Raw genomic sequence first — 26,501 nt, forward strand, 5'->3', positions numbered from 1 at the left:
ATTTTCCGGTTGATGCAAGTGTAGCGGCGACTGCTCGGTTCCCTTATAAGCAGAGCCAACAGTCACCAGAAAGCGGTCAGATCATGCAGACGTTGAAAATATCCACGCTTACAATATGCGGTATCGATGAACTTCCCGGCCAAAGGGAGCGCGGCGTCAGCCATGTGCTTTCAATCGTTGATCCCGACTGGCCAGAGCTGGAAGCGTTCCAGTCCTATGGTATCCATGACCGCACAATCCTGCAATTTCACGATATTATCGACGCTGCGCCAGATCGCGTTCTACCTCAGCAACATCATGTGACGGAAATACTCAATTTCGGCTCTCGCCTTCTTCAATCGGCAGAAGATCGCGTTGAGGGCCACCTGCTTGTGCATTGCCATATGGGCGTTTCACGCTCGACTGCCGCTATGCTGACGCTTATGGCGCAAGCCAGTCCGGATGAGGCTGAAGATCGGCTTTTCGAGAGACTGCGAACAATCCGGCCTCAGGCCTGGCCGAACTCATTGATGATTGGCTATGCCGATGAACAATTGGGCCGTAAAGGCAGGCTGGTTTCCGAATTGCACCGCCACTATGCAGTCCAGCTGAAGCGCGATGCAATGTTCGAAGAGTTGATGACACGCATTGGTCGCACGCGTGAATTGGAAATGGGCAGATCGGCGGCCTGATAGCTCTGCACGCTTACTCAGGGACAAGGCCGTCAAAGACTTCCAGCATAGCATCGGCAATGGCCTTGCCCAGCGCTGCTCCGGACTCTTTCAATCCGGCCTCATCCATATCGCGCGCGGCGAGGGCAAGAGCGGACCCTTCGGTTCGCACTATCTCCTGCGCGCGCTCAATCGCCCACATGGCAAAATCGCTGCGCGTCGTAATTTCCACAGTATCCATGGCGGTGCCTTCCTGTCATTTGATGCCGCTGTACTATCCTTTGGCGGACGATTTCGAAAGCGGTTTCGCGATAAAGCCTGACATCGGCCGAGCCAAAGAGTGATTGACTTGGGGGTATTGCTGAGGAATGTTCCTTTTGTCTAGCGTGGACATTGGCCAGCCTGTTTTCCGCAACGCGCCATGTCTTCATTGTCAGGGGAGGTTGCAATGCAGCGCATTGGGCCTAGCAATCAGGAGATTTTTACATGAGTGACTATCTAACCGATGTCCGTCATTACGATGCTGCGGCTGATGAAGCTGTCGTTGCAAAGATCGTCAAACATCTCGGCATTGCTCTACGCAACCGGGATTCATCACTGGTATCCTGTTCTGATCCTGAAGAATTGGCGCGCGTTCGCACCAATTGGGTGGAAAAGAAGCTTGGCCTGACAGATGTGGCCAAAGCCGATGCCGCAATCGAGTCCGTATGCGCAACAATGAAGGACGACCGCACCAAGAGCCGCGTTACATTTTACTATCTGACCGCTAAGGCTCTTGGAGCGTTGGGTAGCATCTGATCTTTCCGCCTCAAAAGAGAAAGCCTTGTGGGAATCCGCAGGGCTTTTCTGTTTGCAGTGCTGTGGATCACGCACAAGTTTTACTATTTAGTCAGTCGAATCTGCTAAAGAGAAACGATGCGCACTTATCTTGATCTTCTACAGCACGTCCTTGACAACGGTGCCGACCGTGGTGATCGCACGGGCACGGGCACGCGTTCGGTTTTCGGCTATCAAATGCGATTTGATCTGGCCGCAGGGTTTCCCGTTCTCACCACGAAGAAACTGCATCTCAAGTCGATTATCCACGAGTTGTTGTGGTTCCTGAAAGGCGACACCAACATTGCCTATCTGCGTGATAATGGCGTAACGATTTGGGACGAATGGGCTGACGAAAACGGCGATCTCGGCCCCGTCTATGGCTATCAATGGCGCTCATGGCCGACACCGGATGGCGGGCATATTGATCAGATTGCCGGGCTACTGAGTGCCATACGGAACAACCCCAATTCACGGCGTCTGATCGTTTCGGCATGGAATCCCGCGCTTGTAGACGAGATGGCGCTGCCGCCATGCCACTGCCTGTTCCAGTTTTATGTGTCTGATGGCAAACTGTCCTGCCAGCTTTACCAACGATCCGCCGATATTTTTCTGGGCGTTCCGTTCAACATCGCCTCTTATGCACTGTTGACGATGATGATCGCTCAGGTGACAGGTTTGAAACCGGGTGATTTTGTTCACACTCTGGGCGATGCGCATCTTTATGCAAACCATTTCGAGCAGGCGCGATTACAACTTGCGCGCAAGCCGGGTCCATTGCCTATTATGCAGATCAATCCTGATGTGACTGATCTCTTTGCTTTTAAATATGATGACTTCCGTCTCGTTGATTATGTCGCTGAGCCGGCCATTAAGGCGCCCATCGCCGTCTAGAGCAATTCATGACATCGTTTTAGTTGAAAATGCTCTGGACCATCTTCGCGGAGAGTGAAAATGACTGTCAGATTGTCTCTCGTCGCTCTTCAGACATTGCTGCTTCTGGTTTCATCGCCAGGTCTGGCTAATGATACAACCGCATCGGTGGGAACTGGCGGTCTGATCTACACGCGCAATTCAATCATTTCCATGGAACAGGAAGACCTGTTCATTTCGGAAAACGAGATACGCGTCGATTATGTGTTCAGAAACAATTCGGATGGCGATGTGGAGAACATTATTGCTTTCCCCATGCCTGATCTCGAACCCCGTTACGAATCCGATATTGCCATTCCGGATATGGGCTCGGACAATTTTCTGGACTTTACAGTCGCCATTGATGGCAAGCCGATCAAGCCCGAGCTGCAACAGCGTGGCCTGGCCGGCGGTCTTGACGTTACTGACGCCCTCATTTCGAGTGCAATTCCAGTGTCACCGCAAAATGCTTCGGTCCAAGCGGCGATTGACAAGTTGGATACCGCCACAAAACAGGATTGGCTGAAACGCGGTATTCTCCAAAATAGTGATGATTCTGAATTTGCACCGGGCTGGTTGCTCAAGTCGACCTATTGGTGGGTGGGCCATTTTCCGGCAGGAAAGGATGTGCGTGTATCGCATCGCTACAAGCCCAGTGTCGGCGGAACTGTCAGCCTGAATTTTGATCCCGATGATAACAGTACCCATGGCCCCAATTTTGACCACGCGCAGAAGTATTGCCGTGACAAGAGCTTCAATCAAAGCGTTGCAAAAATCGTCAAGAAGGCTGGGCTCGAGCGAACCGTGCTCTATGAAAACTGGATATCGTATATCCTTACCACAGGTGGTAATTGGGCAGGCCCTATCAAGAAGTTCAAACTTACGATCGATAAGGGCGACACGGAGAATCTGATCAGTTTTTGTGGGCAGAATGTCAGAAAAACCGGTCCCACAACCTTTGAGATGACTGCTGAAGATTTCTGGCCCGAGCGCGATTTGGAAATACTGCTTCTGAAGAGGAATAAGTCTGAATGATCAGCTTTGTAGTTGCCATTGCGCAGAATGGTGTGATTGGACGGGATAATGATCTGCCATGGCGATTATCTTCGGATTTGAAGCGGTTCAAGGCGATTACCATGGGCAAGCCCATCATCATGGGTCGCAAGACATGGGATTCGCTTGGCAAGCCTTTGCCGGGACGCACAAATATCGTCATTACGCGCGATCCAGCTTTCAATGTCGAGAGGGTAGTCTCGGCCAGGTCCGTTGACGAAGCGCTGCTGATTGCGGGCAGCCACGCGGGCGCTGATCAGGTCAATGAGATTTGCATTATCGGCGGCGGCGAGATCTTCCGGCAATGCCTCAACCGCGCTGACAGGTTGTATGTGACATGGGTGCTTGCGAGCGTGGAAGGCGATGTCCATTTTCCCGAGATCGATCCTGCCATCTGGTCGGAATCGTCCAGCGAAGAATTTCCCGCTGGGGAAAAAGACAACTATCCGACACGCTATGTCGTCTACGAGCGTCGCCATTAAGCTTGCCGACACGCCTCATATTATGAAAATATTGTGATAACTGACGATAATTGTTTGGTTTTTCAGCAAAAGGCTCAGAAAAGCGTCGGTGTGCGTTGAAAGCCAACCTCGCCATCCCTATAAACGGGATGTTGAGCTACTGCGTCCCGTGTCAGAATGGCGACGCAAAGGTCTCAGTAGAGCGTTAAAATAGCGCATGGCCCATTCTAAAAATCGATTCCGGTTTCTAGGGGCATGTGCTGCGAGGGGTAGCCACAGGGTGGTGATTTTCGTTCAAATTAAGAGGTAGGAATGCCCTGGAGTAATCAGAACGGTGGCGGCGGCCCTTGGGGCGGTGGCGGTAATAATAATGGCGGTGGTGGTGGCCCTTGGGGTCAAAAACCGCAAGGTGGCGGTGGAGGCAAGACGCCTCCGGACCTCGAAGACATTTTCCGCCGCGGTCAAGACCGTCTGCGGCAAGCAATCCCCGGTGGCACCGGCGGTAGTCCAGCTATCTGGGGCCTGATCGGACTTGCCCTTGTGGCTTTCTGGGTTTTCCAGTCTGTTTATACTGTTCAGCCAGACGAACGTGCAGTCGAACTGCGTTTTGGTAAACCGAAGACCGATATTTCCGAGCCTGGCTTGCATTTCCACTTCTGGCCAATCGAATCCTACGAAAAGGTGGAGATTGTTGAAAAGCAGAAGAATATTGGCGGACAAGGTACACGCGGCGCCAAGGAAGGCCTGATGCTTTCGGGTGACCAGAACATCGTCGATGTTCAGTTCTCGGTGCTTTATCGTGTTTCCGATCCGGTTTCCTATCTGTTCAAGGTCGAAAATCCGGAAAATCTGGTACAGCAGGTTTCTGAAAGCGCTATGCGCGAGATCGTTGGCCGCAGTCCAGCTCAGGATATTTTCCGTGATAATCGCGCAGGCATTGCTAATGACGTGCGCAACATTATCCAGAAAACGCTTGATGAATATGGCGCTGGCATTGCTATCAATGCTCTTTCAATTGAAGATGCAGCTCCACCGCGCGAAGTTGCAGACGCCTTCGACGAAGTTCAGCGTGCTGAACAGGACGAAGATCGTTTCGTTGAGGAATCCAATCAATATTCCAACCAGAAGCTCGGTCAGGCTCGCGGTGAGGGCGCGCAGATTCGTGAAGATGCTGCGGCTTATAAAAACCGTATCGTTCAGGAAGCAGCGGGTGAGGCCCAGCGCTTTACCTCAGTCTACGATGAATATGTCAAGGCGCCGGAAGTTACCCGTAAGCGTCTTTTCCTTGAAACCATGGAGCGTGTGCTGAAAGACTCTACCAAGGTCATTGTTGATCAGAACGGGCAGGGCGTTGTTCCCTATCTACCATTGCCGGAACTGAGCAAACAGGCGAAACCCGCGATCGGAGGAGCACAGTGATGAACCAGAATCGTCTCCCGATTTATGTCGGTGTAATCCTCTTCGCTGCGCTTCTTGTTTATGCGTCAATCTTTGTTGTACGCGCCGGTCAGCAGGCCATCGTTCTGCGCTTCGGTGAAATTGTCGATGTGGAATCCGAGCCCGGTATCTATTTCAAAATGCCTTTCGGCTTTCTTGAAGCAGATAATGTTCAGATGATCGAAAATCGTGCTCTCAGCTTTGAACTCGATAATATCCGTGTTCAGGTTTCGGGCGGCAAGTTCTACGAAGTCGATGCCTTCCTCGTCTATCGCATCACCGATCCTCGTAAATTCCGTCAGACCGTTTCGGGCGACGTGACTCTGGCGGAAGCCCGCCTACGCACACGTCTTGATGCAGCCCTGCGTGGCGTTTACGGCTTGCGCGGCTTTGAAGCTGCTTTGTCGGATGAACGTGCAGGCATGATGCTTGAGGTGCGTGAACAATTGCGTCCTGACTCTGAATCGCTTGGATTGCAGATCACCGATGTACGTATTCGCCGTACGGATCTAACTCAGGAAGTATCCCAGCAGACCTTTGCCCGTATGAGCGCCGAACGTCTTGCTGAAGCTGAACGTCTGCGTGCGCGTGGCCGTGAAGCTGCACAGCGGATCAAGGCGATTGCCGATCGTCAGGTGGTCGAGATCGTTGCCGAAGCCCGCAAGGAATCGGAAATTATCCGCGGTCAGGGTGAAGGCGAGCGCAGCCGTATCTTCGCGGATGTATTCTCGAAAGATCCCGATTTCTTTGCTTTCTATAGGTCAATGTCGGCCTATGGCACTGCACTGGAAAACACCGGAACGACGATGGTACTTTCACCTAACTCCGAGTTTTTCCGTTACTTCCAGGATGCTGGTGGAGCATTGCCGCCAGTTAGCGGTTCCACACCGCCTGCGCCTGCTGCAACAACACCTGCCCCTCAATAGGGGGCAGGATCGGCTGATGACTGATTTTTTGGATGCCGTCGGACTGTTCCTTGTTTTTGAAGGATTGCTCTACGGGTGTTTTCCAATCGTAGCCAAACGGGTTGCTCGCGATGTCAGCGAGCAACCCGATGGTTTCCTGCGTGTAGCTGGCGTTGCATCGATTGCAATTGGCGTGGCCGTTGTTTGGCTGGTCCGCGGTTAGAGCTGGATATTGCTGTCGATCTCAATCAGCAAATCTTGAGTTGAACTCCAACCAAATAAACGCTGAAATAGCTAGGGCAGGTTTTGTTTATAGAGAGTCATTCTGCGGGTCAGGCAGTTCGTTCGATGGAACCACATCGACCTCGCTGCCTTCCGCGTGGATTGTCTCGTTATCCGTGAAACAGAATTGGCTCTATATAAATAAAATTTGCTCTGTCCGGCCATACTTTCGACCATAGTGGTGGTTCTGCTGGCCTGAAATATTCCGACCTTATTGAAAAGGCCTGTTGTCATGGTTTCTAGCACTGCCCGCAAAGCACTCCGTTCTGCTACAGCCGCAATTGCATTGACTGCCTTGGCAGCCACCGGATTTCCACCGGCACTCGTCACGGTGGCAAATGCGCAGACGCAGGCGCCAACTGTTCCCAATAGTGCGCAGCCAAGAGCGCAGGGCCCGGCTTCTGTGGCCGATCTTGCCGAGGGTCTCCTGGGCGCTGTGGTGAATATTTCCACATCGCAGACCGTTAAGGGACAGGACGGGGATTCTGGTCCAATCCCGATGCCGAAAGTTCCCGAGGGCTCGCCCTTTCAGGAATTCTTCAATGACTATTTCGGTAAGCAACAACCGGGGCAAAACAATCCATCCCGTCAGGTGCAGTCATTGGGTTCAGGTTTCGTCGTTGATGCCCAAGAGGGCATTATCGTAACCAATAATCATGTGATCGCTGATGCAGACGAAATCGAGGTCAACTTTAGTGATGGCTCGAAACTGAAAGCCGAATTGGTCGGTAAAGATACCAAGACGGACCTTGCCGTTCTCAAGGTTGATCCGAAGAAGCACAAGCTTGTTGCAGTGAAATTTGGCGATTCTTCGAAAACGCGCATTGGCGATTGGGTTATGGCAATCGGTAATCCCTTTGGTTTCGGTGGCACTGTGACAGTCGGAATTGTTTCTGCACGCAACCGCGATATTAATTCTGGCCCCTATGACAATTTTATCCAGACCGATGCAGCGATCAATCGCGGTAATTCCGGCGGGCCGCTGTTTGATATGTATGGACAGGTCATCGGTATCAATACCGCGATTATCTCGCCTACCGGTGGCTCAATTGGTATCGGCTTTGCCATTCCTGCCGAATTGGCGTCCGGCGTGATTGCCCAATTGCGGGAATTTGGTGAAACTCGTCGCGGCTGGCTGGGTGTGCGTATTCAACCCGTGACGGACGATATTGCGGAAAGTCTGGGGATGACCACCAGCAAGGGTGCATTGGTTGCCGGTATCATTGATGGCGGTCCTGTCGCCAACGGCTCCATCCTTGCAGGTGATGTGATTATTCGCTTCGATGGCAAAGAAGTGGCAACTGTCAAAGATCTGCCGCGCGTTGTTGCTGAAAGCCCCGTAGGCAAGGAAGTGGATGTCGTCGTTGTTCGCAAGGGCAAGGAGCAGACAGTAAAGGTCACGCTTGGTCGTCTGGAAGACAGTGAACAAGCTCCCAAGAAACCTGTTGATTCTGATCAGGATGAAGACGGCGCCATTCAGGGCGTTGATGTCTTGGGGATGACCCTGGGCGTGCTGGACGAAGATACCCGCAAGTCATTCGGGATCTCCAAAGAAGTCGAAGGCGTGCTCGTAACAGAAGTCCAGGATGACTCGGTTGCAGGCAATAAGCGGATACAAGCCGGGGATGTAATTGTCGATATTGCACAGGAGACAGTTTCGACTCCGGAGGATGTTGCAGCACGTATCGAAAAACTGCGCGATGAGGGCCGCAAGAATGCGCTCCTCATGCTCGCATCCAAGACGGGCGAGTTGCGATTTGTAACTTTGCAAATGGACTGAGCACTGGGAAGCGCAATCTGCGTACGAAAGTGCCCTGATCGGTCGAGGTTTTTACCGATACAGGTTCATTTCGAAGCATAATTCTTGAAAGTTGCTGAAAAATGCTCGATTTTTGCTGAAATTTTTCTACCAGAGCGTGAAAAATAGTTGCGGGTAGGCGAGTGCGCTTAGATAAGGAAGTCGGACTTTCGGTAGCCTTGAATATAGAGCAGAGCGGTCAAATCCCCGTGGTCGATTCGAATCTTGGCCTGTTCGGCAACTACTGGTTTAGCATGAAGAGCGACACCAGTTCCTGCAAGTTGCAACATATCAAGATCATTAGCGCCATCGCCCACTGCGATCGCTTCTTCCGGCACAAAGCCAAAACGCTCGCAAATGCTGCTTAATGCGGCCACCTTCGCAGCGCGGCCAAGAATGGGTTCCTGGACTTTGCCTGTTAGCGTTTCTCCATTGTTTATCAATATGTTAGCGCTATTTTCGTTAAACCCGATCATCTCGGCGATACGTTGTGTGAATACGGTAAAGCCGCCGGAAACGAGAGCGGTGTAGGCGCCGTGTTTCTTCATGGTTCTGACAAGTTCCGGTCCGCCCGGCATCAGTGTAATCCGGCTTGCGATTACTTTATCGATGACCGAATATGACAGGCCCTCCAGTAGGGCAACGCGCTCCCGCAATGCCGGTTCGAACTCGATTTCGCCATTCATGGCTCGCGCGGTGATTGCCGCTACCTCATCGCGCAACCCGGCTTCCTCGGCCAGTTCATCAATACACTCCTGCTGAATCATGGTTGAATCCATGTCTGCAATCAGAATTTTTTTGCGCCTGCTATCCTGATTTTGAATAATAATATCAATGGGTTCGCCGTCCAGCGCGCGGGCTAGTAGGCCTCTGGCTTCGTCGAGGTCGCTGGTGTCTTTCAAGGTGATGTCACAGGCAATTCCATCGGCCAGCCAATAAAGACCTGTTGCATTGACTGCAGCCGAGGCTTTAATTCCCAATGATGGTGTAAGATTGGATGCGGCAGGATTTGCAATGAGCGTAGCCATTAGAGGCATGGGGCGATTTCCATTTGGGCAGTGATTTGAACAGACAGATAATCCTGATAGCCGGACCAACGGCCAGCGGCAAGTCAGCGCTCGCGCTTCGTTTAGCCGAAGAATTGAATGGCGTAATCATCAATACGGATTCCATGCAAGTTTACAATGTGCTGGAACAGCTGACCGCGCGTCCGGGCAAAGCTGAGTTGGAGCGAGTGCCTCATTATCTTTATGGACACGTCTCGCCCTCCTTAGCCTATTCGACAGGGCGCTGGTTTTCCGATGTCGAGGGACTTTTGAAGTCTCCGGAACTCTTTGAAAAGACTTTGATTTTTGCTGGCGGTACCGGGCTTTACTTTCGTGCACTTCTTGGCGGTCTTTCAACGATGCCGGCTATCCCAGAGGCTGTCCGCTCTTTTTGGCGCAAGCAGGATGGTGAACTGGGAGCGGAAAAACTCCATGAAATGCTGGTGCTGAAAGACCCTTTGGCTGCCGCATCACTTCGCCCGACGGATAGTCAGCGAATTGTTCGTGCGCTTGAAGTTTTCGATACTTCAGGCCGCTCCATCATTGAATGGCAGAAGGAAACTGGCCGGGCGTTGATTAATGCTGCAACTGCCAGAAAGATCATTATTGAACCGGATCGGCAGTGGCTAGGTTCGCGTATTGCCAAGCGTTTTGAAGCAATGATGGAAGAGGGGGCTATCGAGGAGGTCAAGTCCTTGTTATCGCTTGGACTTTCACAAGAACTGCCAGCCATGCGCGCCATTGGCGTTAAGGAAATAGCAGAAGTATTGGCCGGAAGAATAAGAGCCGAGCAAGCTGCGGAACTTGCGACAATTGCCACGCGGCAATATGCAAAACGGCAAATGACCTGGTTTCGCAATCAACTTGGCGACGATTGGGAAAGAGTGCCATATCCCTGATTTATCAGGTTTTATCGTTGCGGAATGTTCGGATCAGATCGCTTGCACGAAAGCCTTCAACAGTGGGCTGGCTTTGTTCCGTCCGCACGACCAGTTCCGTACTGCGCCATGGAATTTTTTCCGGCTGCGGTTTGGGTGCGGCCAAGGGGGACTCAAATGTTTGAAATGCCGAGTCTGTATCGTCTTTCGCCATGCCGTCAGCGGCATTGAGCTGGCGCATTCGCATTAGCACGCTATCAAGACTCAAGTGCTGACTGTCTGGTTTTGCCAATTCTTGCTTCTTCGTCATATTTGCCGCAGGAAGGTCTTCCGGGGCTATTGTCTCGAATATCATACGCATCGGCGTGGGAACTGCTTCACCAAAGGCAATGGCCTCACGATTTGCGATTGATGACAGAAAGCCGACTGTACTTTGTGAAGCGCCAGTGATTGAGCCACGAATAATTTCCTGATCGCGTTCGTTTCCCAGCCGCATGGCGAAAACAGTACTGCATTGCGATAGAATCGTGGAATCGAGTTCTCCCGGACGTTGCGTGATAACACCTAGATAAACCCCATATTTTCGGCCTTCCTTTGCTATACGGGCGATCGCTTGCCGCGTTGGCAAAAATCCCGCGTCCGGATTTGCTGGAATGTAGCGATGCGCTTCTTCGCACACGACCAATGTCTTCAGGGTACCATCGCTTGAAACAGCCAGATCAAAGGCCATTCGGCACAATACGGACGCAACAGAGTTCACGACTTCTGATGGCAATCCAGCCAGCTGAAAAACGCAGATAGGTTTATCATTTGCCGGTATGCGGAAAATATGACTGATGGTCTGCCGCATAGTGTCCATTGTCGTTGGGGCGGTAAACATGAACCGATAACGGGGGTCAGCGATCAATGCCTGAAGACGTTGTTTCAGAGCCTTCATGACTGGCCTATCGGTCTTGCCTTCAAGTTGGCCAATGCGTTCATCAATCAACTTGATTAGGTCAGCTATTCGATAGGGTGCCGGCGTATCAGCCGTCATTGATGTGTAATCCCGGTCTCTTTTTAGGAGTGAAGGAGCTACGGGTTGCTCTGAATTTGCAAATTGTTCCTTGGCCATGGGGATCAAATCCCTCAAGGCATCTACTTCACCGGCGATGACAGGGCGTCCCCGGAATACGGCCTCCGCAAACTCTTCGAGTTTGAACAACCAGTAGGGCATATCAAAAGTATTATGGTCTATTGAGATTGCATTTTTGGGAAATGCGCTGGCAAATTCATTATGTGGATCAAGGATCAGGATTCGAAGTTCTGGGCGCTGCTTGATGATTTTGCGCAAAAGAAGCGAAACTGCGCTCGATTTTCCGACGCCTGTGCTGCCAAGAACGGCAAAGTGGCGGGTAATCAAACTTTCGATGGAAATCAGGGCAGGGATTGATGCGTTCTGCGATAGATGTCCTATTGAAACTGCATTCTTGAGACTTGCGGTATAAATCGTGGCCAGATCAGTCGCGCGAATACGATGCGCTATCGCCCCCATATGAGGATAGTTTGCGATGCCCGACGAAAACGTCAGTTTGTCATTGGCATCCGTGTTGACCTGTCCGACAAGTTCGACGTGCACATGCACATCCTGATCTGAACCTGAAACCCATCGGGTTTCAGGCAAATCAACTTTGAATATCAGCCCGACTATTCGGGCGCTGTCGACTTGAATGGAGATAAGTTGCCCGACGGTCCAGTAATCGTCGGAAGCACCTGTTGATGGACCTGTTTGGGCATAAATGACAGCTGTCCGGCCATTGCATTCGATAATATGACCATCGGCTCTGTTGCGAACAAATGGCCGCGGTTCTCCGGTAGGCATGGCTTCAGCGCTCATCGGCTGTTTATCCCAGTTAGATTGCCCGTCGGATGACAGAGGCCAGATGGCTATTTTGCATGCAAGGAATTGAAAATACCTTAGCGACCCAATGCTAAATCGCCGTGACCACAATCACCTGACTTGATTTGCACTTTGCCGGTTGACGGATTGAAATCACTAAATTATCGTCCGCGACCATGAAAACAGTTCTTATTGTCGTGGGACCGCGTATGGGCAGGGTGTTGTAAGCACCCGGCGAAAGCTCCCATGCGCGAAACACAGGCTCCCTCGGGGGCCTTTTTTATTTTCTACATCTCAGTTAAACGAAAGCACCTTCTGAAAGGCTTTGCGCCGCAGAATAGACGGGAAGAGACCGATGACAGCAGATAAACAGGATAGCAGTAAAACTTCGCAACGACGTGAGATGACTGGCGCCGAAATGGTCGTGCAGGCTCTTATCGATCAGGGCGTGACCGATATTTTCGGATATCCCGGTGGTGCTGTGCTTCCGATCTATGATGAACTCTTTCAGCAGGACAAGATCAACCACATTCTCGTTCGCCATGAGCAGGGCGCTGGTCATGCGGCTGAAGGATATGCTCGTTCCACCGGCAAAGTCGGTGTCATGCTGGTTACTTCCGGTCCAGGTGCAACCAACGCCGTTACCCCACTTCAAGATGCGTTAATGGATTCAATTCCGCTTGTTTGCATCAGCGGACAGGTTCCAACCAGTTTGATCGGATCAGATGCTTTTCAAGAATGTGATACCGTTGGAATTACGCGTCCTTGCACCAAACATAACTGGCTGGTGAAGGACGTAAACGATCTCTCCCGTATATTGCACGAAGCGTTTCACATCGCTCGCACCGGACGTCCTGGTCCAGTTCTGGTTGATGTTCCCAAGGACGTTCAGTTCGCTACGGGCATTTATACACCTCCTGAAACCAGTCCGCGGACCAGTTATCGTCCCACCATCCAGGCAGACCTCGAAGCCGTAAAGCAGGCTGTAGCGCTGATGCTGACGGCAAAGCGCCCGGTGATTTATTCGGGTGGTGGCGTTATCAACTCCGGTGATGAAGCAAGCAAATTGTTGCGCGAGTTGGTACAGCTGACGAATTTCCCCATCACATCGACATTGATGGGGCTTGGCGCTTATCCGGCTTCTGGCAAGAATTGGCTGGGAATGCTCGGCATGCATGGCACGTATGAAGCCAATATGACCATGCATGACTGTGATGTCATGGTGAACATTGGTGCTCGTTTCGATGACCGCATTACAGGGCGCCTGAGCGGATTCTCACCAAATTCGAAAAAGATTCACATCGACATCGATCCATCATCAATCAACAAAGCCGTTCGGGTCGATATTCCAGTGATAGGTGACGTTGCCTCGGTGCTTGAGGATATGATCCGCTTGTTGCGTGCTTCATCCACCAAACCCAACGCGAAGGCGATTGATGATTGGTGGTTGCAAATTGACAAGTGGCGTAGCCGGAAATCCTTGTCTTATACCCGCAACAAGGACGTTATCATGCCGCAATACGCGCTTGAACGCCTCTATGCTCTGACCAAGGATCGCGACACCTACATTACGACGGAAGTCGGACAACATCAGATGTGGGCGGCGCAGTTCTACGGCTTTGAAAAGCCAAACCGCTGGATGACATCCGGTGGGCTTGGCACGATGGGATATGGTTTGCCGGCAGCGCTGGGGGTGCAGATCGCCCATCCTGACTCGTTGGTTATCGATATTGCTGGCGATGCGTCTGTGCAGATGACCATGCAGGAAATGAGCGCGGCAGTTCAATATGAGGCGCCGATCAAGATCTTCATCTTGAACAACCAATATATGGGTATGGTTCGTCAGTGGCAGCAATTGCTGCACGGCAATCGCTTGTCGCATTCCTACACAGAAGCATTGCCGGACTTTGTCAAATTGGCGGAAGCTTATGGTGGCCATGGTATTCGTTGTGAAAAGCCTGGCGATCTCGACGACGCTATTCAGGAAATGATTGATGTCAAAAAGCCTGTGCTTTTTGATTGCCGCGTTGCCAATCTGGCAAATTGCTTCCCGATGATACCATCAGGCAAAGCCCACAATGAGATGCTTCTGCCTGACGAAGCCACCGATGAAGCCGTTGCAAACGCTATTGATGCCAAGGGCAGACAGCTCGTTTAAGAACCCGGAGAAATAGAATGAACGCTCAAAATCTAGCCTCCGGCTCGGCATATTTCATCGCCAAGGAGACTGAACTACCTGTTACGACTGTCTTGTCCGTCCTTGTGGATAATGAACCTGGTGTACTCGCACGCGTCATCGGTCTCTTTTCCGGACGGGGCTACAATATCGAAAGCCTGACGGTTTCCGAAACGGAGCATGAGCAACATCTGTCACGCATCACCATTGTGACACGAGGGACGCCGCATATTCTTGACCAGATACGCCATCAGCTAGAGCGCATCGTGCCGGTGCACCGTGTTGTGGACCTCTCTGTCCGTGCTGATGAACTCGGCCAAGCAGGGCCAATCCAGCGCGAACTGGCACTGGTCAAGGTTGCTGGGCTTGGCGAGCACCGAAATGAAGCATTACGTCTTGCAGATGCTTTTCATGCAAAAGTTGCTGATGCCACAACCGAGCACTTCATTTTTGAAATCACCGGCAAAGGTTCGAAAATCGATCAGTTTATTGCGATCATGAAGCCGCTTGGTCTTGTTGAAATCTGCCGGACCGGTGTTGCTGCAATGAACCGTGGTCCTTTGGGAATGTGATCTGTCAGAGGATCAATTCTCTTTTTGTCAGGGGTAAATTGTATCCCTGACAAGTTGGATATTGAGCGGTGGCAGGCCAGATCTTAATGTTGGATTTTCATTGACTGGTTCTTAAATGGCGCTCGATGTTTTCCTGACACTACTTCTTTTTGCTTTCGTGACCTCGATAACGCCGGGACCGAACAATTTAATGCTGCTGACCTCAGGCGTTAATTTCGGTTTCAGGCGATCCATTCCGCATATGTTCGGCATTGGCTCTGGCTTCTTCACCCTATTGATTGGTGTCGGCTGCGGGCTTGGCGCACTAATTGAAGCCATGCCTGTGCTTTATACCGTCCTGAAATTCGCAGGCGGAGCCTATCTTCTTTATCTTGCTTATAAAATTGCGATGTCTCGCTCCATAAGCAATGTTGATAGCAGGGCTCGGCCAATGACGTTTGTGGAAGCGGCAGCCTTTCAATGGATCAACCCCAAGGCGTGGGTGATGGCCGTTACAGCCATGGCGACCTATACCTCGCCGGATGCCTATTTCACGACGATGATGATAGTCGGCATAGCCTTTGCTGTCGTCAATATACCATCGGTATCGAGCTGGGCCGCATTTGGCCAGATCATGCGCGGATGGCTTGCCGATCCAGTAAGACTCAAATGGTTCAATATCATTATGGCCGTTCTCTTGGTGGCAAGTCTTTGGCCTATGTTGAAGTGATCTTGCATCTAAGGCTTTAGGTGCATAGGATTTTGCCATGCCACATGATCACGACGACCATCACCATGATAATGAGCTTGACCCCATGGCTGCGCGAGTGCGTGCGCTGGAAACGATCCTGACCGAAAAGGGTTTGATCGATCCCTTGGCGATAGAAGCCATAGTCGAGACTTATGAAACCAAGATCGGCCCAAGAAATGGCGCCAAGGTAGTAGCAAAAGCGTGGAGCGATCCTGAATTTTCAGACTGGCTCCAGCGGGACGCTACGGCGGCTATCGCTTCACTTGGATTCACCGGTCGGCAAGGCGAGCATATGCAGGCTGTATTCAATACGGCCGATACGCATAATCTTGTCGTTTGCACACTTTGCTCTTGTTATCCGTGGTCAGTGCTTGGATTACCTCCAGTCTGGTACAAATCGCCACCTTATCGATCACAAGCCGTGATCGACCCTCGCGGTGTTCTCGCCGAATTTGATCTGGTTCTGCCTCAAACCACCCAGATACGGGTGTGGGATTCAACCGCTGAGCTGCGCTACCTGGTGGTGCCACTGCGCCCTGAAGGTTCCCATGACCTGAATGATGAGCAACTGGCCGCTCTCGTTACGCGGGATTCAATGATCGGGACCGGACTGCCTTTGACGCCGGGGCATACATGAACGGGCCGCACGATCTTGGCGGGCAGATGGGATTTGGTCCCGTTGCCCCTGAAGTCAACGAGCCATTGTTTCATGCAGAATGGGAAAAAAGGGCGTTAGGCATCACGCTTGCTGCGGGTGGCATGGGGCATTGGAACATTGATGAAAGCCGTCATGCTCGAGAAAGCCTGCATCCAGCCGATTATTATTCGTCATCCTACTATGAAATTTGGATCAAGGCTTTGGAAGTTCTCCTGGAGCGACATGGGTTCGTTTCAGATGACGAATTGAGAATGGCGCGGTTTTTAACAAAGAGCGCGACTCCAAAACGTGTCTTATTAGCAGAAAGCGTACCCTCCGTGCTCGCTAAAGGTGGTCCATGCGACAGGGAGATGAAGTCCGAGCCTCGTTTCCAAGCGGGTGATCGAGTGCGAACCCGTAATCTAAATCCTAAGACTCATACGCGCCTACCACGCTATGCGCGGGGCAAGACCGGTATCATCGAAGCTGTTCGCGATGGTTTCGTGTTTCCTGACACGAACGCGCATGGCCAAGGGGAAAACCCTCAATATGTCTATACCGTCGTGTTTCAAGCTTCAGAAATTTGGGGTGTTGCCGCAGATCCTTTGTTGACCATCAGTATTGACGCTTGGGAGGATTATATTGAGCTTGCATGATCTGATCGGTAATTCCGCCGCCCCTGGAGGAGAAGCAACGGTTTTTGCGCAACCTTGGCAGGCAGAAGCATTTGCAATGGTGGTCGCGCTACATGAGCGTGGATTGTTCAGCTGGGCCGAGTGGGCACAGGCTTTATCGTCCCAACTAAAACAGTCGGACGAGCTGGAAGACCCTAGCGACTATTATCAATGCTGGCTTGCTGCGTTGGAATCGCTCATAACGGAAAAGAAGGTTGCGCCAAAAGCGGATATAGATTTGCTGACGCGTGCCTGGCAACGCGCTGCCTTGGCAACGCCTCATGGGCAGCCTATCAGGCTGGAAAATGATCCTGATCGGGTATGAAAACTATGCTGACAGTATTGCGAAGTATTTCTGTTCTTGCTGCCCTTGTTGGAGGACTTGTGGTAACGCAGGCCCTTGCACAGGCAGATATTTGGCCTACGCCTAATGAGGAAGAGCTCCGTAAGATCGTCACAGGGGCAACGCTTACCGGCGAAGTCAAAGCGCAGCCGCCCTTTAATTTCAGCGAGTATCTTGGCGCTGACGGCACATCACGCGGCAAGATGATCGAATGCTGCAAGCCCGACGAGCTCGCAACAAAGGGCATGTCATATTCGGGGGAGTGGGCGCTGGACCAAGGTAGCCTATGTTTCACTTATGAAGGTGAGGAAAAGAAAATTTGCTGGAAGTTGCAGGTCAAGGGCGACCGTTTTCGTATGTTAGACCAGCAATTTGGCCTTGCCGGCGAAGGACAGATCCGTTCCGGGAATCCTGATAATTTATAGTCTAATGGCCTTTGTCAGCATTTTCCTTGCCCTTTGATTACGAATCCTGTCTCTCAGGATCATGCAACTGTCACCACAACAGGATGAGGCCTTACAGGCCGTCTCAAAATGGCTGAAGGGCGGACGAAGTCCGATTTTCAGGCTGTTTGGCTATGCCGGCACCGGCAAAACAACGCTTGCGCGTTATTTTGCGGAACATATCGAAGGCGATGTTCAATTTGCTGCGTTTACGGGCAAAGCTGCGCAGGTTTTGCGTTCCAAGGGCGCCAAGAACGCGCGCACGCTGCATTCGCTTATCTATAGGCCGCGCGGTGAAGAGGCTGTCGAAAACGAAACGACAGGCAAAACCAGCATCGCGCCAACCTTTTCTCTCAATAGGCAGAGTCCTGTAGCAAAGGCAAAATTGATTGTCGTTGATGAGTGCTCGATGGTTGATGAGCAATTGGGGCGGGACCTTATGAGTTTCGGAACGCCAATTCTTGTTTTGGGTGATCCGGGACAATTGCCGCCCATATCCGGCGGTGGCTTTTTCACCGAACATGAGCCTGACTTTCTATTGAGTGAGATTCATCGGCAAGCGCGTGACAATCCAATTTTGCGGTTGGCCTTGGACGTTCGTGAGGGGCGCGAATTTGAATTTGGCGATTATGGTGCCGCCAAGGTGATTTCCAAGTCAGAGGTTACTCAAGAGCTGGTGCTGGGGGCAGATCAAGTGCTCGTGGGTACGAACCGAACCCGCAAACGATATAATCAGCGCTTGCGAGAGCTCAAGGGATTTTCGGCTGCCTTTCCGCAGGCAGGCGATAAGCTGGTCTGCTTGCGTAACGATCCAGCCAAGGGGCTTCTCAATGGTTCGCTTTGGAAGGTGATGACCTCTTCACGCGAGACAGTAAAACCTGGCATCAACTTGCTGATCGCACCGGAAGATGAAGAGCCAGGACGGGGTGTAGCGAAAATAAAATTGCTGAAAGCGCAGTTTGACGATCCCGATGTGGAGATACCGTGGCAAACAAAGAAGCGTTTCGATGATTTCGATTATGGCTACGCGTTGACTACTCATAAGGCACAGGGTTCACAGTGGAACGAAGTGGTGCTGTTTGACGAGAGCTATGCGTTTCGAGACACGCGGGATCGCTGGCTTTATACGGCTATAACCCGTGCAGCCGAACGCTTGACTGTTGTCCGATAAATTCAGGTGGTTAAGTTGAGGGTTTGCGCTGCCGTCGCAAAGATAAGCATGTCTAGCGTCTCCAAACTCATGTACAACAAAACCCAAATACACTGCTCCGGATATTTTCATGACCGCATCTTTGTCTGTTAATCTGAACGCAATTGCTATGTTGCGGAACCGCCGTGATCTGCCTTGGCCAAATGTCATCGGTATCGGCCGTATAGCATTGGCTGCGGGGGCTTCCGGACTGACGGTGCATCCCCGGCCCGATGAACGGCATATCCGGTTTGCCGACCTTCCGGAAATTCGTGCCCTCATTGATGATGAGTTTCCTGAAGCAGAGTTCAATATTGAGGGTTATCCAACCAGTGAATTTCTCGAACTGGTTACCAGGAATGAACCAGAACAGGTGACGCTGGTGCCGGATGATCCAGCCCAATCGACGTCCGATCATGGTTGGGACTTGGAGCGCAACGCAGAATTTCTGACGCCTATTATTCGGGATTTGAAAAACCGCGGCATGCGAGTCTCCCTTTTTGTTGATCCGGATCCGGAGACGCCGCTGGCCGCAAAAGAACTTGGCGCTGATCGAATTGAACTTTACACTGGCCCTTATGGCTCAATGTATGATGATCCAAACGGCGCGCTAATTGAACTTGAGAAGCTGGGCGTTACGGCATCTGCAGCAGCGAAAGCGGGTATTGCGGTGAATGCCGGACATGATCTGACGGTAGCAAATTTACCTGCGCTGGTGAAGAAAGTGCCAAAACTTGCCGAAGTTTCCATTGGTCACGGCCTCACAGCGGATGCTTTAATACATGGGATGGCGGGCTCTGTGGAAAGATTTCTCAATGCGCTCAAGGTATAATGCTTTGATTTAGCATGCTAATCTGCTGTCATGCATTTTTGCATAACGCAAAGGATGAGATATGTTAAAATGGCGATTGATATTGCGGTGCAACACGACTAACTCGTCCGCCCACGCTGTAGGAGCGAGGGAAAACTTTTATGAATGACCAGCAAGCGGTCGGCGATGATTGCGATAACGGTTCGGTAAGTTACGAGCCAGAACCGCATCACAAGGAAGCCTTTCCAGTTCTCGTTCTGGGCGCGCTTGGTGTTGTCTATGGCGATATCGGAACCAGCCCGATCTATGCTTTTCGCGAAGCGTTGCATGCTGCCTCCCTTGATGGCAGCTTGAGCCGTACTGACGTGCTCGGCGTCGTATCCATGATTTTTTGGGCATTGACGGTCATTGTTACCATCAAGTACGTCACCTTCGTATTGCGCGCAGATAATGACGGCGAAGGCGGTATCCTATCCTTGATGGCCCTGGCCCGGTCCAGCTTTAAATCACGGCCGCAACTTATCTTGGGGCTTGGTATCATTGGCGCTTCCCTGTTTTATGGGGATGCCGTGATAACGCCTGCGATCTCTGTTCTCTCGGCCGTCGAGGGACTTGAGATAGTAACGCCAACATTAAAACCATTTATCGTCCCGATAACGATTGTCATCCTCCTAACCTTGTTCTCCATCCAAAGGTTTGGGACAGCGAGCGTAGCAAAGATATTTGGACCGATTACGTTGATCTGGTTTCTTGCAATCGGTTTTTTCGGCCTGCTGCACATTGCCGACGATCTCAGCATTTTTGCGGCTGTTAACCCATACTATGCGTTCGAATATATCATGGACAATCCGGGTACCGCTTTCCCCACGATTGGAACTGTGTTCCTTGCCGTGACAGGTGCGGAAGCGCTTTATGCCGATCTTGGCCACTTTGGACGCAAACCGATTGCTACCGCTTGGATGTGGGTTGTTTTCCCGTGTTTGCTGCTCAATTACTTTGGGCAGGGCGCCTTCATCCTCGCTAATCCGGATGAAGCAAAAAATCCATTCTTCGAGATGTTCCCGCATTGGGCACTCTTACCGATGGTTGTGTTGGCGACTATGGCCACTGTTATCGCCAGCCAAGCCGTTATTTCGGGCGCATATTCATTGTCCCGTCAGGCTGTGCAGTTGAACCTTCTGCCGCGCCTGAATATCGAGCACACGTCAGAGAAACAGTCAGGCCAAGTCTACCTGCCAAAGGTCAACGCACTTCTCGGTATTGTTGTTATACTGCTTGTTTTGGGCTTCGAGCGCTCTTCAAATTTGGCATCCGCATACGGTATTGCCGTTACTGGAAATATGCTAGTAACGACAATCCTGCTTTTCATTGTCATGACCCGCATCTGGAAATGGAGTTTGTGGTTGGCAACCAGTCTGACCGCGTGTTTCCTCATCATCGACCTTGTTTTTGTAAGCGCCAATTTGATTAAGGTCGTAGATGGAGGCTGGGCGTCTTTGGTCGTTGCTTTCCTGGTTGTTCTTATCATGTTTACCTGGGTTCGCGGCAGCCGGAAGCTCTTCGAGAAAACTCGCAAGGGCGAAGTTCCGCTGGCTTTGATCTCAAAGAAAATGGCTGAAAATCCGCCTACCCTGGTCCCGGGCACTGCGGTTTTCCTGACTGGCGATCCGAAAAGCACGCCAACAGCGCTCATGCACAGTCTTAAGCACTACAAGGTTTTGCATCAGAACAATGTGATCCTGACCGTAATCACCGCTCCATCGCCTTTGGTGAAAAAGAGTGAGCGGGTGCGGATAGAACCTATCAACGACCTGTTCATGCGGGTGACCTTGACGTTCGGCTATATGGAGCGACCAAACATTCCTAGGACGCTCGCGATTTGTCGTAAGCAGGGCTGGAAGTTCGATATTATGACGACTTCATTCTTCCTGTCCCGGAGGTCCTTGAAGGCTTCGGCGCGCTCTGAAATGCCACGCTGGCAGGACCGTCTTTTCATTGCTCTGGCAAGAAGCGCCAGCGATGCGACTGAATATTTTCAGATACCAACAGGACGCGTCGTCGAGATTGGAACGCAGGTCAATATTTAGCCCGCATTAGCAAACTGGTCCGCATGAAAAAATTACAGGTCGCTATTGTTGGCGCAGGACCGGCTGGATTGGCCGCCGCGCTCTACCTTAAGCGTTCGGACAATCATGTTACATTGTTTGAACGGTTTGAATCGGCTTCTGCGGTTGGTTCAGGTCTTATCCTTCAACCCACGGGACTGACGGTTCTTGACGATCTCGGGTTGTTTGAGATGATTCGGGGTTTGGGTAGTCGCATCGACAGACTTTATGGTGCGGATGCACATTCTGGCCGCACTGTTCTTGACGTGAGATACTCTGCGCTTAAGGGTGGGCGTTATGGCATTGCGGTTCACCGGGCGGCTTTGTTTGGTGTGCTTTACGATGCAGTGCTACGCGAAGCTATCGATATTGAGACGAATATTGATGTTGTTTCAATGGAAGTCGGAGCTGGTTCCGCTTGGCTCATAACGGATACTGGCCGCCGCGTCGGGGCCTTTGATCTGATTGTTGATGCCAGCGGATCGAGATCGAAAATAAATAAATTTGCATACAAGAGCCGCGACCCGAAGCCGCTGGCTTATGGGGCTTATTGGGCCTCGCTCAAATGGCATCCGGATGCCTTTGATGAGCGTTCGCTGCAACAGCGTTATCGCAAAGCAGGAATAATGATTGGCGTGCTGCCGATAGGCAAAGCAAGCGTTGCTGGCGAGAAGAGCGCTGCCTTCTTCTGGAGTACCAAGCCAGACGAAGACGCAAAATTGCGTAGTGCCGGAATGACGCAATGGAAAGACAATATATTGTCACTTTGGCCGGAATGTTCGGTTTATCTCGACCAGATCGGCAGCTTCGATGATATGGCATTGGCGCGTTATGGCCATCATACACTCCCTTTCCCAATCGGGCGTCACCTTTCGGTTATTGGCGATGCAGCACATTCGACGAGTCCCCAATTGGGGCAGGGTGCAAATATGGCTTTGCTGGATGCCAAGGCTCTCGCTCATGCGCTGCATTCTTCATCAGACCTTGCAACAGCATTGTCGCTATATGCATCGTCGCGACGTGGGCATATACGGAGTTTCCAAGCGTTGTCGCGCGCATTCACGCCATTTTATCAATCAGACTCCAGAATATTGCCCTTCATCCGTGACCGCTTGGTACCAATAATTTCTGGCATTCCGCCAGCGCCGCAATTATTGGCAGCAATGGTTTCAGGCACGCTGATAGATCCATTTGGACCGATCGGATTGCGTGAGAAAGTCTGGAGCTGAATTTTCGGCCTAACGCTTGTCAAACCCTGGGACATGTATTAAAAGCCAAGCCGTAACGTACGGTACGGTACGGTTGGAGGATGTGTTGAAAGCAGAACTGGAAATCAGCGAAACGGCATTAACGGAACGTCAGAAAGACGTCCTTGATGCTGCGCTCGCGCTTCTGGTTGAAGCTGGCGACAAACTTACAATGACAAGCGTGGCGCGCCGTGCAAGCTGTTCGAAAGAAAGCTTATACAAATGGTTTGGCGACCGCGATGGCTTGCTGACGGCTACGGTCCAGTGGCAAGCCTCCAAGGTCAGGGGAGTACCCGTCAGCCGCAATGCATTTGATCGCGATGCGCTGGTAGCTGGTTTGGAGCGTTTCGCGGCCGATTGGCTGCGGGTTTTGTCGGGTAAAATCTCAGTTGCATTGAACCGCGTTGCTGTCACGCATGCCGGCACAGACAAGCACGGACTTGGTCGCGATCTTGGCGGTATCGTTCTGGAGAATGGCCCATTTGCCATGGCTCGCAGGCTCGAGCCCGTTCTGCTGCTTGGCCGGGAAGCGGGGTTGCTTAAGTTCGAACAGACCGATGAGGCATTCCGTACATTTTTTGGTCTGGTGGTTCGCGATTTGCAAATTCGTCTGCTGCTAGGAGATCGCTTCGAGTTGGGCGAGGCAGCTATTGAGCGTGACGCAAAACGGGCCACTGAACAATTTCTGGTTCTATACAAACCTTGAGAAAAACCGGTCAAGCGACTGGAAAACAATACTGATTGAAACATAGGAAGGAATAACAAAATGCGCGTATATTATGATCGTGATGCGGACATCAATCTGATCAAGTCGAAGAAGGTCGCCATCATCGGCTACGGTTCGCAGGGGCGTGCGCATGCGCTCAATCTGAAGGATTCCGGTGCAAAGGATGTGCGCATTGCTCTGCGTCCCGGTTCAGCAACAGCGAAAAAGGCTGAAGCGGACGGATTTCAGGTCGTCAGCGTTGCCGAGGCAGCCAAATGGGCCGACCTTATGATGATGGCAACGCCTGATGAATTGCAGGCCGATATCTACAAGGACCATATCGCCGATAACATCCGCGATGGTGCTGCGATCGCTTTTGCTCATGGTCTTAACGTTCACTTCGGTCTCATTGAGCCGAAGAAGACTGTTGACGTTGTTATGATCGCGCCAAAGGGCCCCGGCCACACGGTTCGTGGTGAGTATCAGAAGGGCGGTGGCGTACCATGCCTCATCGCTATTCATCAGGATGCATCCGGCAACGCACATGATCTCGCTCTATCCTACGCTTGTGGCGTTGGTGGCGGTCGTTCGGGCGTTATCGAAACCAATTTCCGTGAAGAATGCGAAACCGATCTGTTCGGTGAACAGGTTGTTCTGTGCGGCGGTCTCGTTGAGCTGATCCGCGCTGGTTTCGAAACATTGGTTGAAGGTGGTTATGCGCCTGAAATGGCCTATTTTGAGTGCTTGCACGAAGTAAAGCTTATCGTTGATTTGATCTATGAAGGCGGTATTGCCAACATGAATTATTCGATCTCGAACACTGCAGAGTGGGGTGAGTATGTATCCGGCCCACGCATAATCACAGCCGAGACAAAAGCAGAGATGAAGCGCGTTCTGACCGACATTCAGACCGGCAAGTTCACTTCCGATTGGATGCAGGAATATAAGGCCGGCGCATCGCGCTTCAAGGCCATCCGTCGCAACAATGACAAACACCAGATCGAAGAAGTTGGTGAGAAGCTGCGCGGCATGATGCCTTGGATCGGTAGCAACAAGCTGGTCGATAAGGCAAAGAACTAAGAAGATCAGAACACAATTTTAAAGGCCACCGGCGAAACCCGGTGGCTTTTTTGTGCCTTTAGATTCGGCGAAGCCACTGAATTTACATTACAAATTGCATCGTTCTCGCGGACGGTTATATGGCTTATAGGTATTGTCGAAAGCTCGATAGGACTGATAGGCCGCGCGACATTTCTCAGCCTGCGTAGGACCGTTATTTCCGGTCGGTCGGTTAGCTCGTCCATTGTAGCAGTTTCCTGTCGAACAATCCCGCAGACTATCCCGATACGGACTATTATTGCGCAGGATCGTTGGGGATCGCGGCACCACATCAAGCCCTCGCGGAGCCGGTCGATATGTCTGGATTTCTCGCGCGAAAGCAGTCGGCGTCTGGCCGACCATTTCTAAAACCAGAAGAGCCAGCGCCATCTTAAGAAATTTCATTGTTTCAAGCTTCCGGTTATTCATAGAGTTGATATAGGCGCTTGTGATGCCAATCGCTACTGGCAGCAACGGGGTAATGCGGGTAGGCTATGAGCGCATAGAGCGTCATTGATCTTAATCCAGAGTATTTGCATGTCAGTTCGCATTGCTACCTTCAACGTTGAAAATCTGATGAATCGCTTCGACTTTTCCGGTTTCAAAAATAATCTTAACAAAGACAGAGCCTTGCAGCTCTTTCAGATAGATGATGAGGCGCAATACCGGCAACTCGAACAGGCTCGAGCTATTGCTTATGCCGATGACACACGCCAGCTGACCGCATTGGCGATCGCCGAAACTCACGCGGACATTCTTTGCCTCCAGGAGGTGGACAATATCGGCGCGCTGAATGCTTTCGAATTCGGCTATTTGTTCAAGATGGTGGGTGAGGGCTATCGCCACAAATATATGGTCGAAGGAAATGATAGCCGTGGCATCGACGTTGCTGTCCTGATGCGAGATCAGACACGTGACGGTTTACCGATCGAATTTGTTGCGATGACGAGTCATGCCCATCTCACATATAATGATTTTGGTATTTATAGCTCTGACCTGGCGTTATTGGGTATCGAATCCTACCAGCGAATATTCAAGCGTGACTGCCTAGAGATCGACGTGCGCATCGGTGGAAAGCCGTTGACGCTTTTTGTCAGTCATTTCAAATCCATGGGCACGCCTCGCAACGGCATGGATGGGCGGGCTGCTTCCATGCCCGTCCGAGTTGCGGAGGCAAAGGCCGTGCGCCGTATCATCGAAGACAAATTTGCCAGCAGTGGGGGATCAGCTGATAAGAGTTGGGTCATCTGTGGTGATTTCAATGATTATCGAGAGCGTGTTCTTATCAAGGGGGACACGCTGGTTGGGTACATGTTCGAGCCGGTTAAAGAGATAGAGAGCAGTCTTAACATCCTGCTTGAGGGTGGCTTTTGTGAAAATCTGGTAGAAAGACGCCCCAAAATGGATCGCTGGACGCTTTATCACACGCGAGGACCCAATGAACGGCACTTGTGCCAGCTTGATTATATCTTGGCGTCACCGTCCTTGGCGCAGAATAACATGCAAGCTGTTCCCGACATCATCAGACAAGGACAGCCATTCCGGGCAGTATTCCCACCTGATCAAAAGTTTGAACGTTTTCCTCGTATTGGCTGGGACCGCCCCAAGGCCAGCGATCATTGTCCTGTCGTAGTTACGTTTGACATGGTTTGA

Annotated in this window: 27 protein-coding genes; 24 read left to right on the plus strand and 3 right to left on the minus strand. The window is 51.5% G+C overall.

Features of this window, described 5'->3' with window-relative positions; translation table 11 throughout:
* Positions 1 to 83 precede the first annotated feature (83 nt).
* Complete coding sequence (locus V9K92_RS17625) at positions 84 to 671, plus strand: tyrosine phosphatase family protein (protein WP_337354536.1); 588 nt, start codon at positions 84 to 86, stop codon at positions 669 to 671.
* Between the two features lie 13 nt (positions 672 to 684).
* Here the strand turns inward: V9K92_RS17625 and V9K92_RS17630 are convergent, their stop codons facing one another.
* Entirely contained in the window at positions 685 to 891 is a 207-nt protein-coding gene (locus V9K92_RS17630) for a hypothetical protein (RefSeq protein WP_337354537.1), read from the minus strand.
* A 245-nt stretch (positions 892 to 1,136) separates the two neighbouring features.
* Here V9K92_RS17630 and V9K92_RS17635 point away from each other — a divergent pair, with 245 nt between their 5' ends.
* The 8 genes from V9K92_RS17635 to V9K92_RS17670 all read left to right on the plus strand — a co-directional run bounded on the left by V9K92_RS17635 (position 1,137) and on the right by V9K92_RS17670 (position 8,296).
* Positions 1,137 to 1,448, plus strand: a complete 312-nt coding sequence (locus V9K92_RS17635; protein ID WP_115052593.1) for a DUF2853 family protein — start codon at positions 1,137 to 1,139, stop codon at positions 1,446 to 1,448.
* Positions 1,449 to 1,565: 117 nt separating this feature from the next.
* The gene (locus V9K92_RS17640; RefSeq protein WP_115052594.1) at positions 1,566 to 2,360 is read left to right on the plus strand and encodes a thymidylate synthase; all 795 of its coding nucleotides are present in this window, start codon (positions 1,566 to 1,568) and stop codon (positions 2,358 to 2,360) included.
* Between the two features lie 60 nt (positions 2,361 to 2,420).
* A complete protein-coding gene (locus tag V9K92_RS17645; RefSeq protein WP_337354538.1) occupies positions 2,421 to 3,413 on the plus strand; it encodes a DUF4424 domain-containing protein in 993 nt (330 codons plus the stop codon).
* Positions 3,410 to 3,913: a dihydrofolate reductase gene (locus tag V9K92_RS17650; protein ID WP_337354539.1), complete on the plus strand. Its 504-nt coding sequence runs from the start codon at positions 3,410 to 3,412 to the stop codon at positions 3,911 to 3,913. Before V9K92_RS17645 ends, V9K92_RS17650 begins: the two co-directional genes overlap by 4 nt.
* A 291-nt stretch (positions 3,914 to 4,204) precedes the next feature.
* Positions 4,205 to 5,311 carry an FtsH protease activity modulator HflK gene (hflK, locus tag V9K92_RS17655; protein ID WP_337354540.1) on the plus strand — a complete coding sequence of 369 codons (1,107 nt, stop codon included), beginning with the start codon at positions 4,205 to 4,207 and terminating at the stop codon, positions 5,309 to 5,311.
* A complete protein-coding gene (gene hflC, locus V9K92_RS17660; RefSeq protein ID WP_115052598.1) occupies positions 5,311 to 6,255 on the plus strand; it encodes a protease modulator HflC in 945 nt (314 codons plus the stop codon). Before hflK ends, hflC begins: the two co-directional genes overlap by 1 nt.
* 16 nt (positions 6,256 to 6,271) lie before the next feature.
* Positions 6,272 to 6,457: a DUF2065 domain-containing protein gene (locus V9K92_RS17665; protein WP_115052599.1), complete on the plus strand. Its 186-nt coding sequence runs from the start codon at positions 6,272 to 6,274 to the stop codon at positions 6,455 to 6,457.
* A gap of 345 nt (positions 6,458 to 6,802) precedes the next feature.
* Positions 6,803 to 8,296: a DegQ family serine endoprotease gene (locus V9K92_RS17670; protein WP_370878872.1), complete on the plus strand. Its 1,494-nt coding sequence runs from the start codon at positions 6,803 to 6,805 to the stop codon at positions 8,294 to 8,296.
* A gap of 167 nt (positions 8,297 to 8,463) precedes the next feature.
* Here the strand turns inward: V9K92_RS17670 and serB are convergent, their stop codons facing one another.
* On the minus strand, positions 8,464 to 9,351 hold the full coding sequence (gene serB / locus V9K92_RS17675) for a phosphoserine phosphatase SerB (protein ID WP_337354541.1): 888 nt from the start codon (positions 9,349 to 9,351) through the stop codon (positions 8,464 to 8,466).
* Between the two features lie 14 nt (positions 9,352 to 9,365).
* Between serB and miaA the strand changes: the two genes are divergently transcribed.
* Complete coding sequence (gene miaA / locus V9K92_RS17680) at positions 9,366 to 10,259, plus strand: tRNA (adenosine(37)-N6)-dimethylallyltransferase MiaA (protein WP_370878831.1); 894 nt, start codon at positions 9,366 to 9,368, stop codon at positions 10,257 to 10,259.
* A 4-nt stretch (positions 10,260 to 10,263) separates the two neighbouring features.
* Here the strand turns inward: miaA and V9K92_RS17685 are convergent, their stop codons facing one another.
* On the minus strand, positions 10,264 to 12,114 hold the full coding sequence (locus tag V9K92_RS17685) for an ATP-binding protein (RefSeq protein WP_337354542.1): 1,851 nt from the start codon (positions 12,112 to 12,114) through the stop codon (positions 10,264 to 10,266).
* Positions 12,115 to 12,472: 358 nt separating this feature from the next.
* On the opposite strand from V9K92_RS17685, the gene V9K92_RS17690 reads away from it, so the two are divergent.
* The 14 genes from V9K92_RS17690 (at position 12,473) to V9K92_RS17755 (ending at position 26,501) form a co-directional block, all read left to right on the plus strand.
* Positions 12,473 to 14,275, plus strand: coding sequence for an acetolactate synthase 3 large subunit (locus tag V9K92_RS17690; protein ID WP_337354543.1), 1,803 nt, complete (start codon positions 12,473 to 12,475; stop codon positions 14,273 to 14,275).
* A gap of 17 nt (positions 14,276 to 14,292) precedes the next feature.
* Positions 14,293 to 14,865, plus strand: coding sequence for an acetolactate synthase small subunit (gene ilvN, locus V9K92_RS17695; RefSeq protein ID WP_115052604.1), 573 nt, complete (start codon positions 14,293 to 14,295; stop codon positions 14,863 to 14,865).
* A 115-nt stretch (positions 14,866 to 14,980) separates the two neighbouring features.
* Positions 14,981 to 15,574 (plus strand): LysE family translocator, encoded by a 594-nt coding sequence (locus tag V9K92_RS17700; protein ID WP_115052605.1) that lies wholly within the window; start codon positions 14,981 to 14,983, stop codon positions 15,572 to 15,574.
* 37 nt (positions 15,575 to 15,611) lie between these two features.
* The gene (gene nthA / locus V9K92_RS17705; protein WP_337354544.1) at positions 15,612 to 16,232 is read left to right on the plus strand and encodes a nitrile hydratase subunit alpha; all 621 of its coding nucleotides are present in this window, start codon (positions 15,612 to 15,614) and stop codon (positions 16,230 to 16,232) included.
* Entirely contained in the window at positions 16,229 to 16,888 is a 660-nt protein-coding gene (nthB, locus tag V9K92_RS17710) for a nitrile hydratase subunit beta (protein ID WP_336439810.1), read from the plus strand. The genes nthA and nthB overlap by 4 nt, the downstream gene beginning before the upstream one ends.
* Complete coding sequence (locus V9K92_RS17715) at positions 16,875 to 17,231, plus strand: nitrile hydratase accessory protein (protein ID WP_336439811.1); 357 nt, start codon at positions 16,875 to 16,877, stop codon at positions 17,229 to 17,231. Before nthB ends, V9K92_RS17715 begins: the two co-directional genes overlap by 14 nt.
* Positions 17,228 to 17,674 carry a hypothetical protein gene (locus V9K92_RS17720; protein WP_115052608.1) on the plus strand — a complete coding sequence of 149 codons (447 nt, stop codon included), beginning with the start codon at positions 17,228 to 17,230 and terminating at the stop codon, positions 17,672 to 17,674. The genes V9K92_RS17715 and V9K92_RS17720 overlap by 4 nt, the downstream gene beginning before the upstream one ends.
* Positions 17,675 to 17,735: 61 nt before the next feature.
* Entirely contained in the window at positions 17,736 to 18,863 is a 1,128-nt protein-coding gene (locus tag V9K92_RS17725) for an ATP-dependent DNA helicase (RefSeq protein WP_122083390.1), read from the plus strand.
* Positions 18,864 to 18,972: 109 nt separating this feature from the next.
* Positions 18,973 to 19,713, plus strand: a complete 741-nt coding sequence (locus tag V9K92_RS17730; protein ID WP_115052610.1) for a pyridoxine 5'-phosphate synthase — start codon at positions 18,973 to 18,975, stop codon at positions 19,711 to 19,713.
* A 140-nt stretch (positions 19,714 to 19,853) separates the two neighbouring features.
* A complete protein-coding gene (locus V9K92_RS17735; protein WP_337354545.1) occupies positions 19,854 to 21,779 on the plus strand; it encodes a potassium transporter Kup in 1,926 nt (641 codons plus the stop codon).
* Between the two features lie 23 nt (positions 21,780 to 21,802).
* A complete protein-coding gene (locus V9K92_RS17740) occupies positions 21,803 to 23,026 on the plus strand; it encodes an FAD-dependent oxidoreductase (RefSeq protein ID WP_337354546.1) in 1,224 nt (407 codons plus the stop codon).
* Positions 23,027 to 23,111: 85 nt separating this feature from the next.
* Positions 23,112 to 23,750: a TetR/AcrR family transcriptional regulator gene (locus V9K92_RS17745; protein WP_307286079.1), complete on the plus strand. Its 639-nt coding sequence runs from the start codon at positions 23,112 to 23,114 to the stop codon at positions 23,748 to 23,750.
* A 60-nt stretch (positions 23,751 to 23,810) separates the two neighbouring features.
* The gene (ilvC, locus tag V9K92_RS17750) at positions 23,811 to 24,830 is read left to right on the plus strand and encodes a ketol-acid reductoisomerase (RefSeq protein ID WP_113097408.1); all 1,020 of its coding nucleotides are present in this window, start codon (positions 23,811 to 23,813) and stop codon (positions 24,828 to 24,830) included.
* A gap of 555 nt (positions 24,831 to 25,385) precedes the next feature.
* A complete protein-coding gene (locus V9K92_RS17755) occupies positions 25,386 to 26,501 on the plus strand; it encodes an endonuclease/exonuclease/phosphatase family protein (RefSeq protein ID WP_337354547.1) in 1,116 nt (371 codons plus the stop codon).

The sequence above is a fragment of the Phyllobacterium sp. CCNWLW109 genome, from assembly GCF_037203905.1.
In the GTDB taxonomy this organism is placed as follows: domain Bacteria; phylum Pseudomonadota; class Alphaproteobacteria; order Rhizobiales; family Rhizobiaceae; genus Phyllobacterium; species Phyllobacterium ifriqiyense.

What these genes read in the sequence shown, in the direction of transcription:
- V9K92_RS17625 (WP_337354536.1), top strand. Translation starts at nt 84, where the DNA reads ATGCAGACGTTGAAAATATCCACGCTTACAATATGCGGTATCGATGAA.
- V9K92_RS17630 (WP_337354537.1), bottom strand. Translation starts at nt 891, where the DNA reads ATGGATACTGTGGAAATTACGACGCGCAGCGATTTTGCCATGTGGGCG.
- V9K92_RS17635 (WP_115052593.1), top strand. Translation starts at nt 1,137, where the DNA reads ATGAGTGACTATCTAACCGATGTCCGTCATTACGATGCTGCGGCTGAT.
- V9K92_RS17640 (WP_115052594.1), top strand. Translation starts at nt 1,566, where the DNA reads ATGCGCACTTATCTTGATCTTCTACAGCACGTCCTTGACAACGGTGCC.
- V9K92_RS17645 (WP_337354538.1), top strand. Translation starts at nt 2,421, where the DNA reads ATGACTGTCAGATTGTCTCTCGTCGCTCTTCAGACATTGCTGCTTCTG.
- V9K92_RS17650 (WP_337354539.1), top strand. Translation starts at nt 3,410, where the DNA reads ATGATCAGCTTTGTAGTTGCCATTGCGCAGAATGGTGTGATTGGACGG.
- hflK (WP_337354540.1), top strand. Translation starts at nt 4,205, where the DNA reads ATGCCCTGGAGTAATCAGAACGGTGGCGGCGGCCCTTGGGGCGGTGGC.
- hflC (WP_115052598.1), top strand. Translation starts at nt 5,311, where the DNA reads ATGAACCAGAATCGTCTCCCGATTTATGTCGGTGTAATCCTCTTCGCT.
- V9K92_RS17665 (WP_115052599.1), top strand. Translation starts at nt 6,272, where the DNA reads ATGACTGATTTTTTGGATGCCGTCGGACTGTTCCTTGTTTTTGAAGGA.
- serB (WP_337354541.1), bottom strand. Translation starts at nt 9,351, where the DNA reads ATGCCTCTAATGGCTACGCTCATTGCAAATCCTGCCGCATCCAATCTT.
- V9K92_RS17685 (WP_337354542.1), bottom strand. Translation starts at nt 12,114, where the DNA reads ATGAGCGCTGAAGCCATGCCTACCGGAGAACCGCGGCCATTTGTTCGC.
- V9K92_RS17690 (WP_337354543.1), top strand. Translation starts at nt 12,473, where the DNA reads ATGACAGCAGATAAACAGGATAGCAGTAAAACTTCGCAACGACGTGAG.
- ilvN (WP_115052604.1), top strand. Translation starts at nt 14,293, where the DNA reads ATGAACGCTCAAAATCTAGCCTCCGGCTCGGCATATTTCATCGCCAAG.
- V9K92_RS17700 (WP_115052605.1), top strand. Translation starts at nt 14,981, where the DNA reads ATGGCGCTCGATGTTTTCCTGACACTACTTCTTTTTGCTTTCGTGACC.
- nthA (WP_337354544.1), top strand. Translation starts at nt 15,612, where the DNA reads ATGCCACATGATCACGACGACCATCACCATGATAATGAGCTTGACCCC.
- nthB (WP_336439810.1), top strand. Translation starts at nt 16,229, where the DNA reads ATGAACGGGCCGCACGATCTTGGCGGGCAGATGGGATTTGGTCCCGTT.
- V9K92_RS17720 (WP_115052608.1), top strand. Translation starts at nt 17,228, where the DNA reads ATGAAAACTATGCTGACAGTATTGCGAAGTATTTCTGTTCTTGCTGCC.
- V9K92_RS17725 (WP_122083390.1), top strand. Translation starts at nt 17,736, where the DNA reads ATGCAACTGTCACCACAACAGGATGAGGCCTTACAGGCCGTCTCAAAA.
- V9K92_RS17730 (WP_115052610.1), top strand. Translation starts at nt 18,973, where the DNA reads ATGACCGCATCTTTGTCTGTTAATCTGAACGCAATTGCTATGTTGCGG.
- V9K92_RS17735 (WP_337354545.1), top strand. Translation starts at nt 19,854, where the DNA reads ATGAATGACCAGCAAGCGGTCGGCGATGATTGCGATAACGGTTCGGTA.
- V9K92_RS17740 (WP_337354546.1), top strand. Translation starts at nt 21,803, where the DNA reads ATGAAAAAATTACAGGTCGCTATTGTTGGCGCAGGACCGGCTGGATTG.
- ilvC (WP_113097408.1), top strand. Translation starts at nt 23,811, where the DNA reads ATGCGCGTATATTATGATCGTGATGCGGACATCAATCTGATCAAGTCG.
- V9K92_RS17755 (WP_337354547.1), top strand. Translation starts at nt 25,386, where the DNA reads ATGTCAGTTCGCATTGCTACCTTCAACGTTGAAAATCTGATGAATCGC.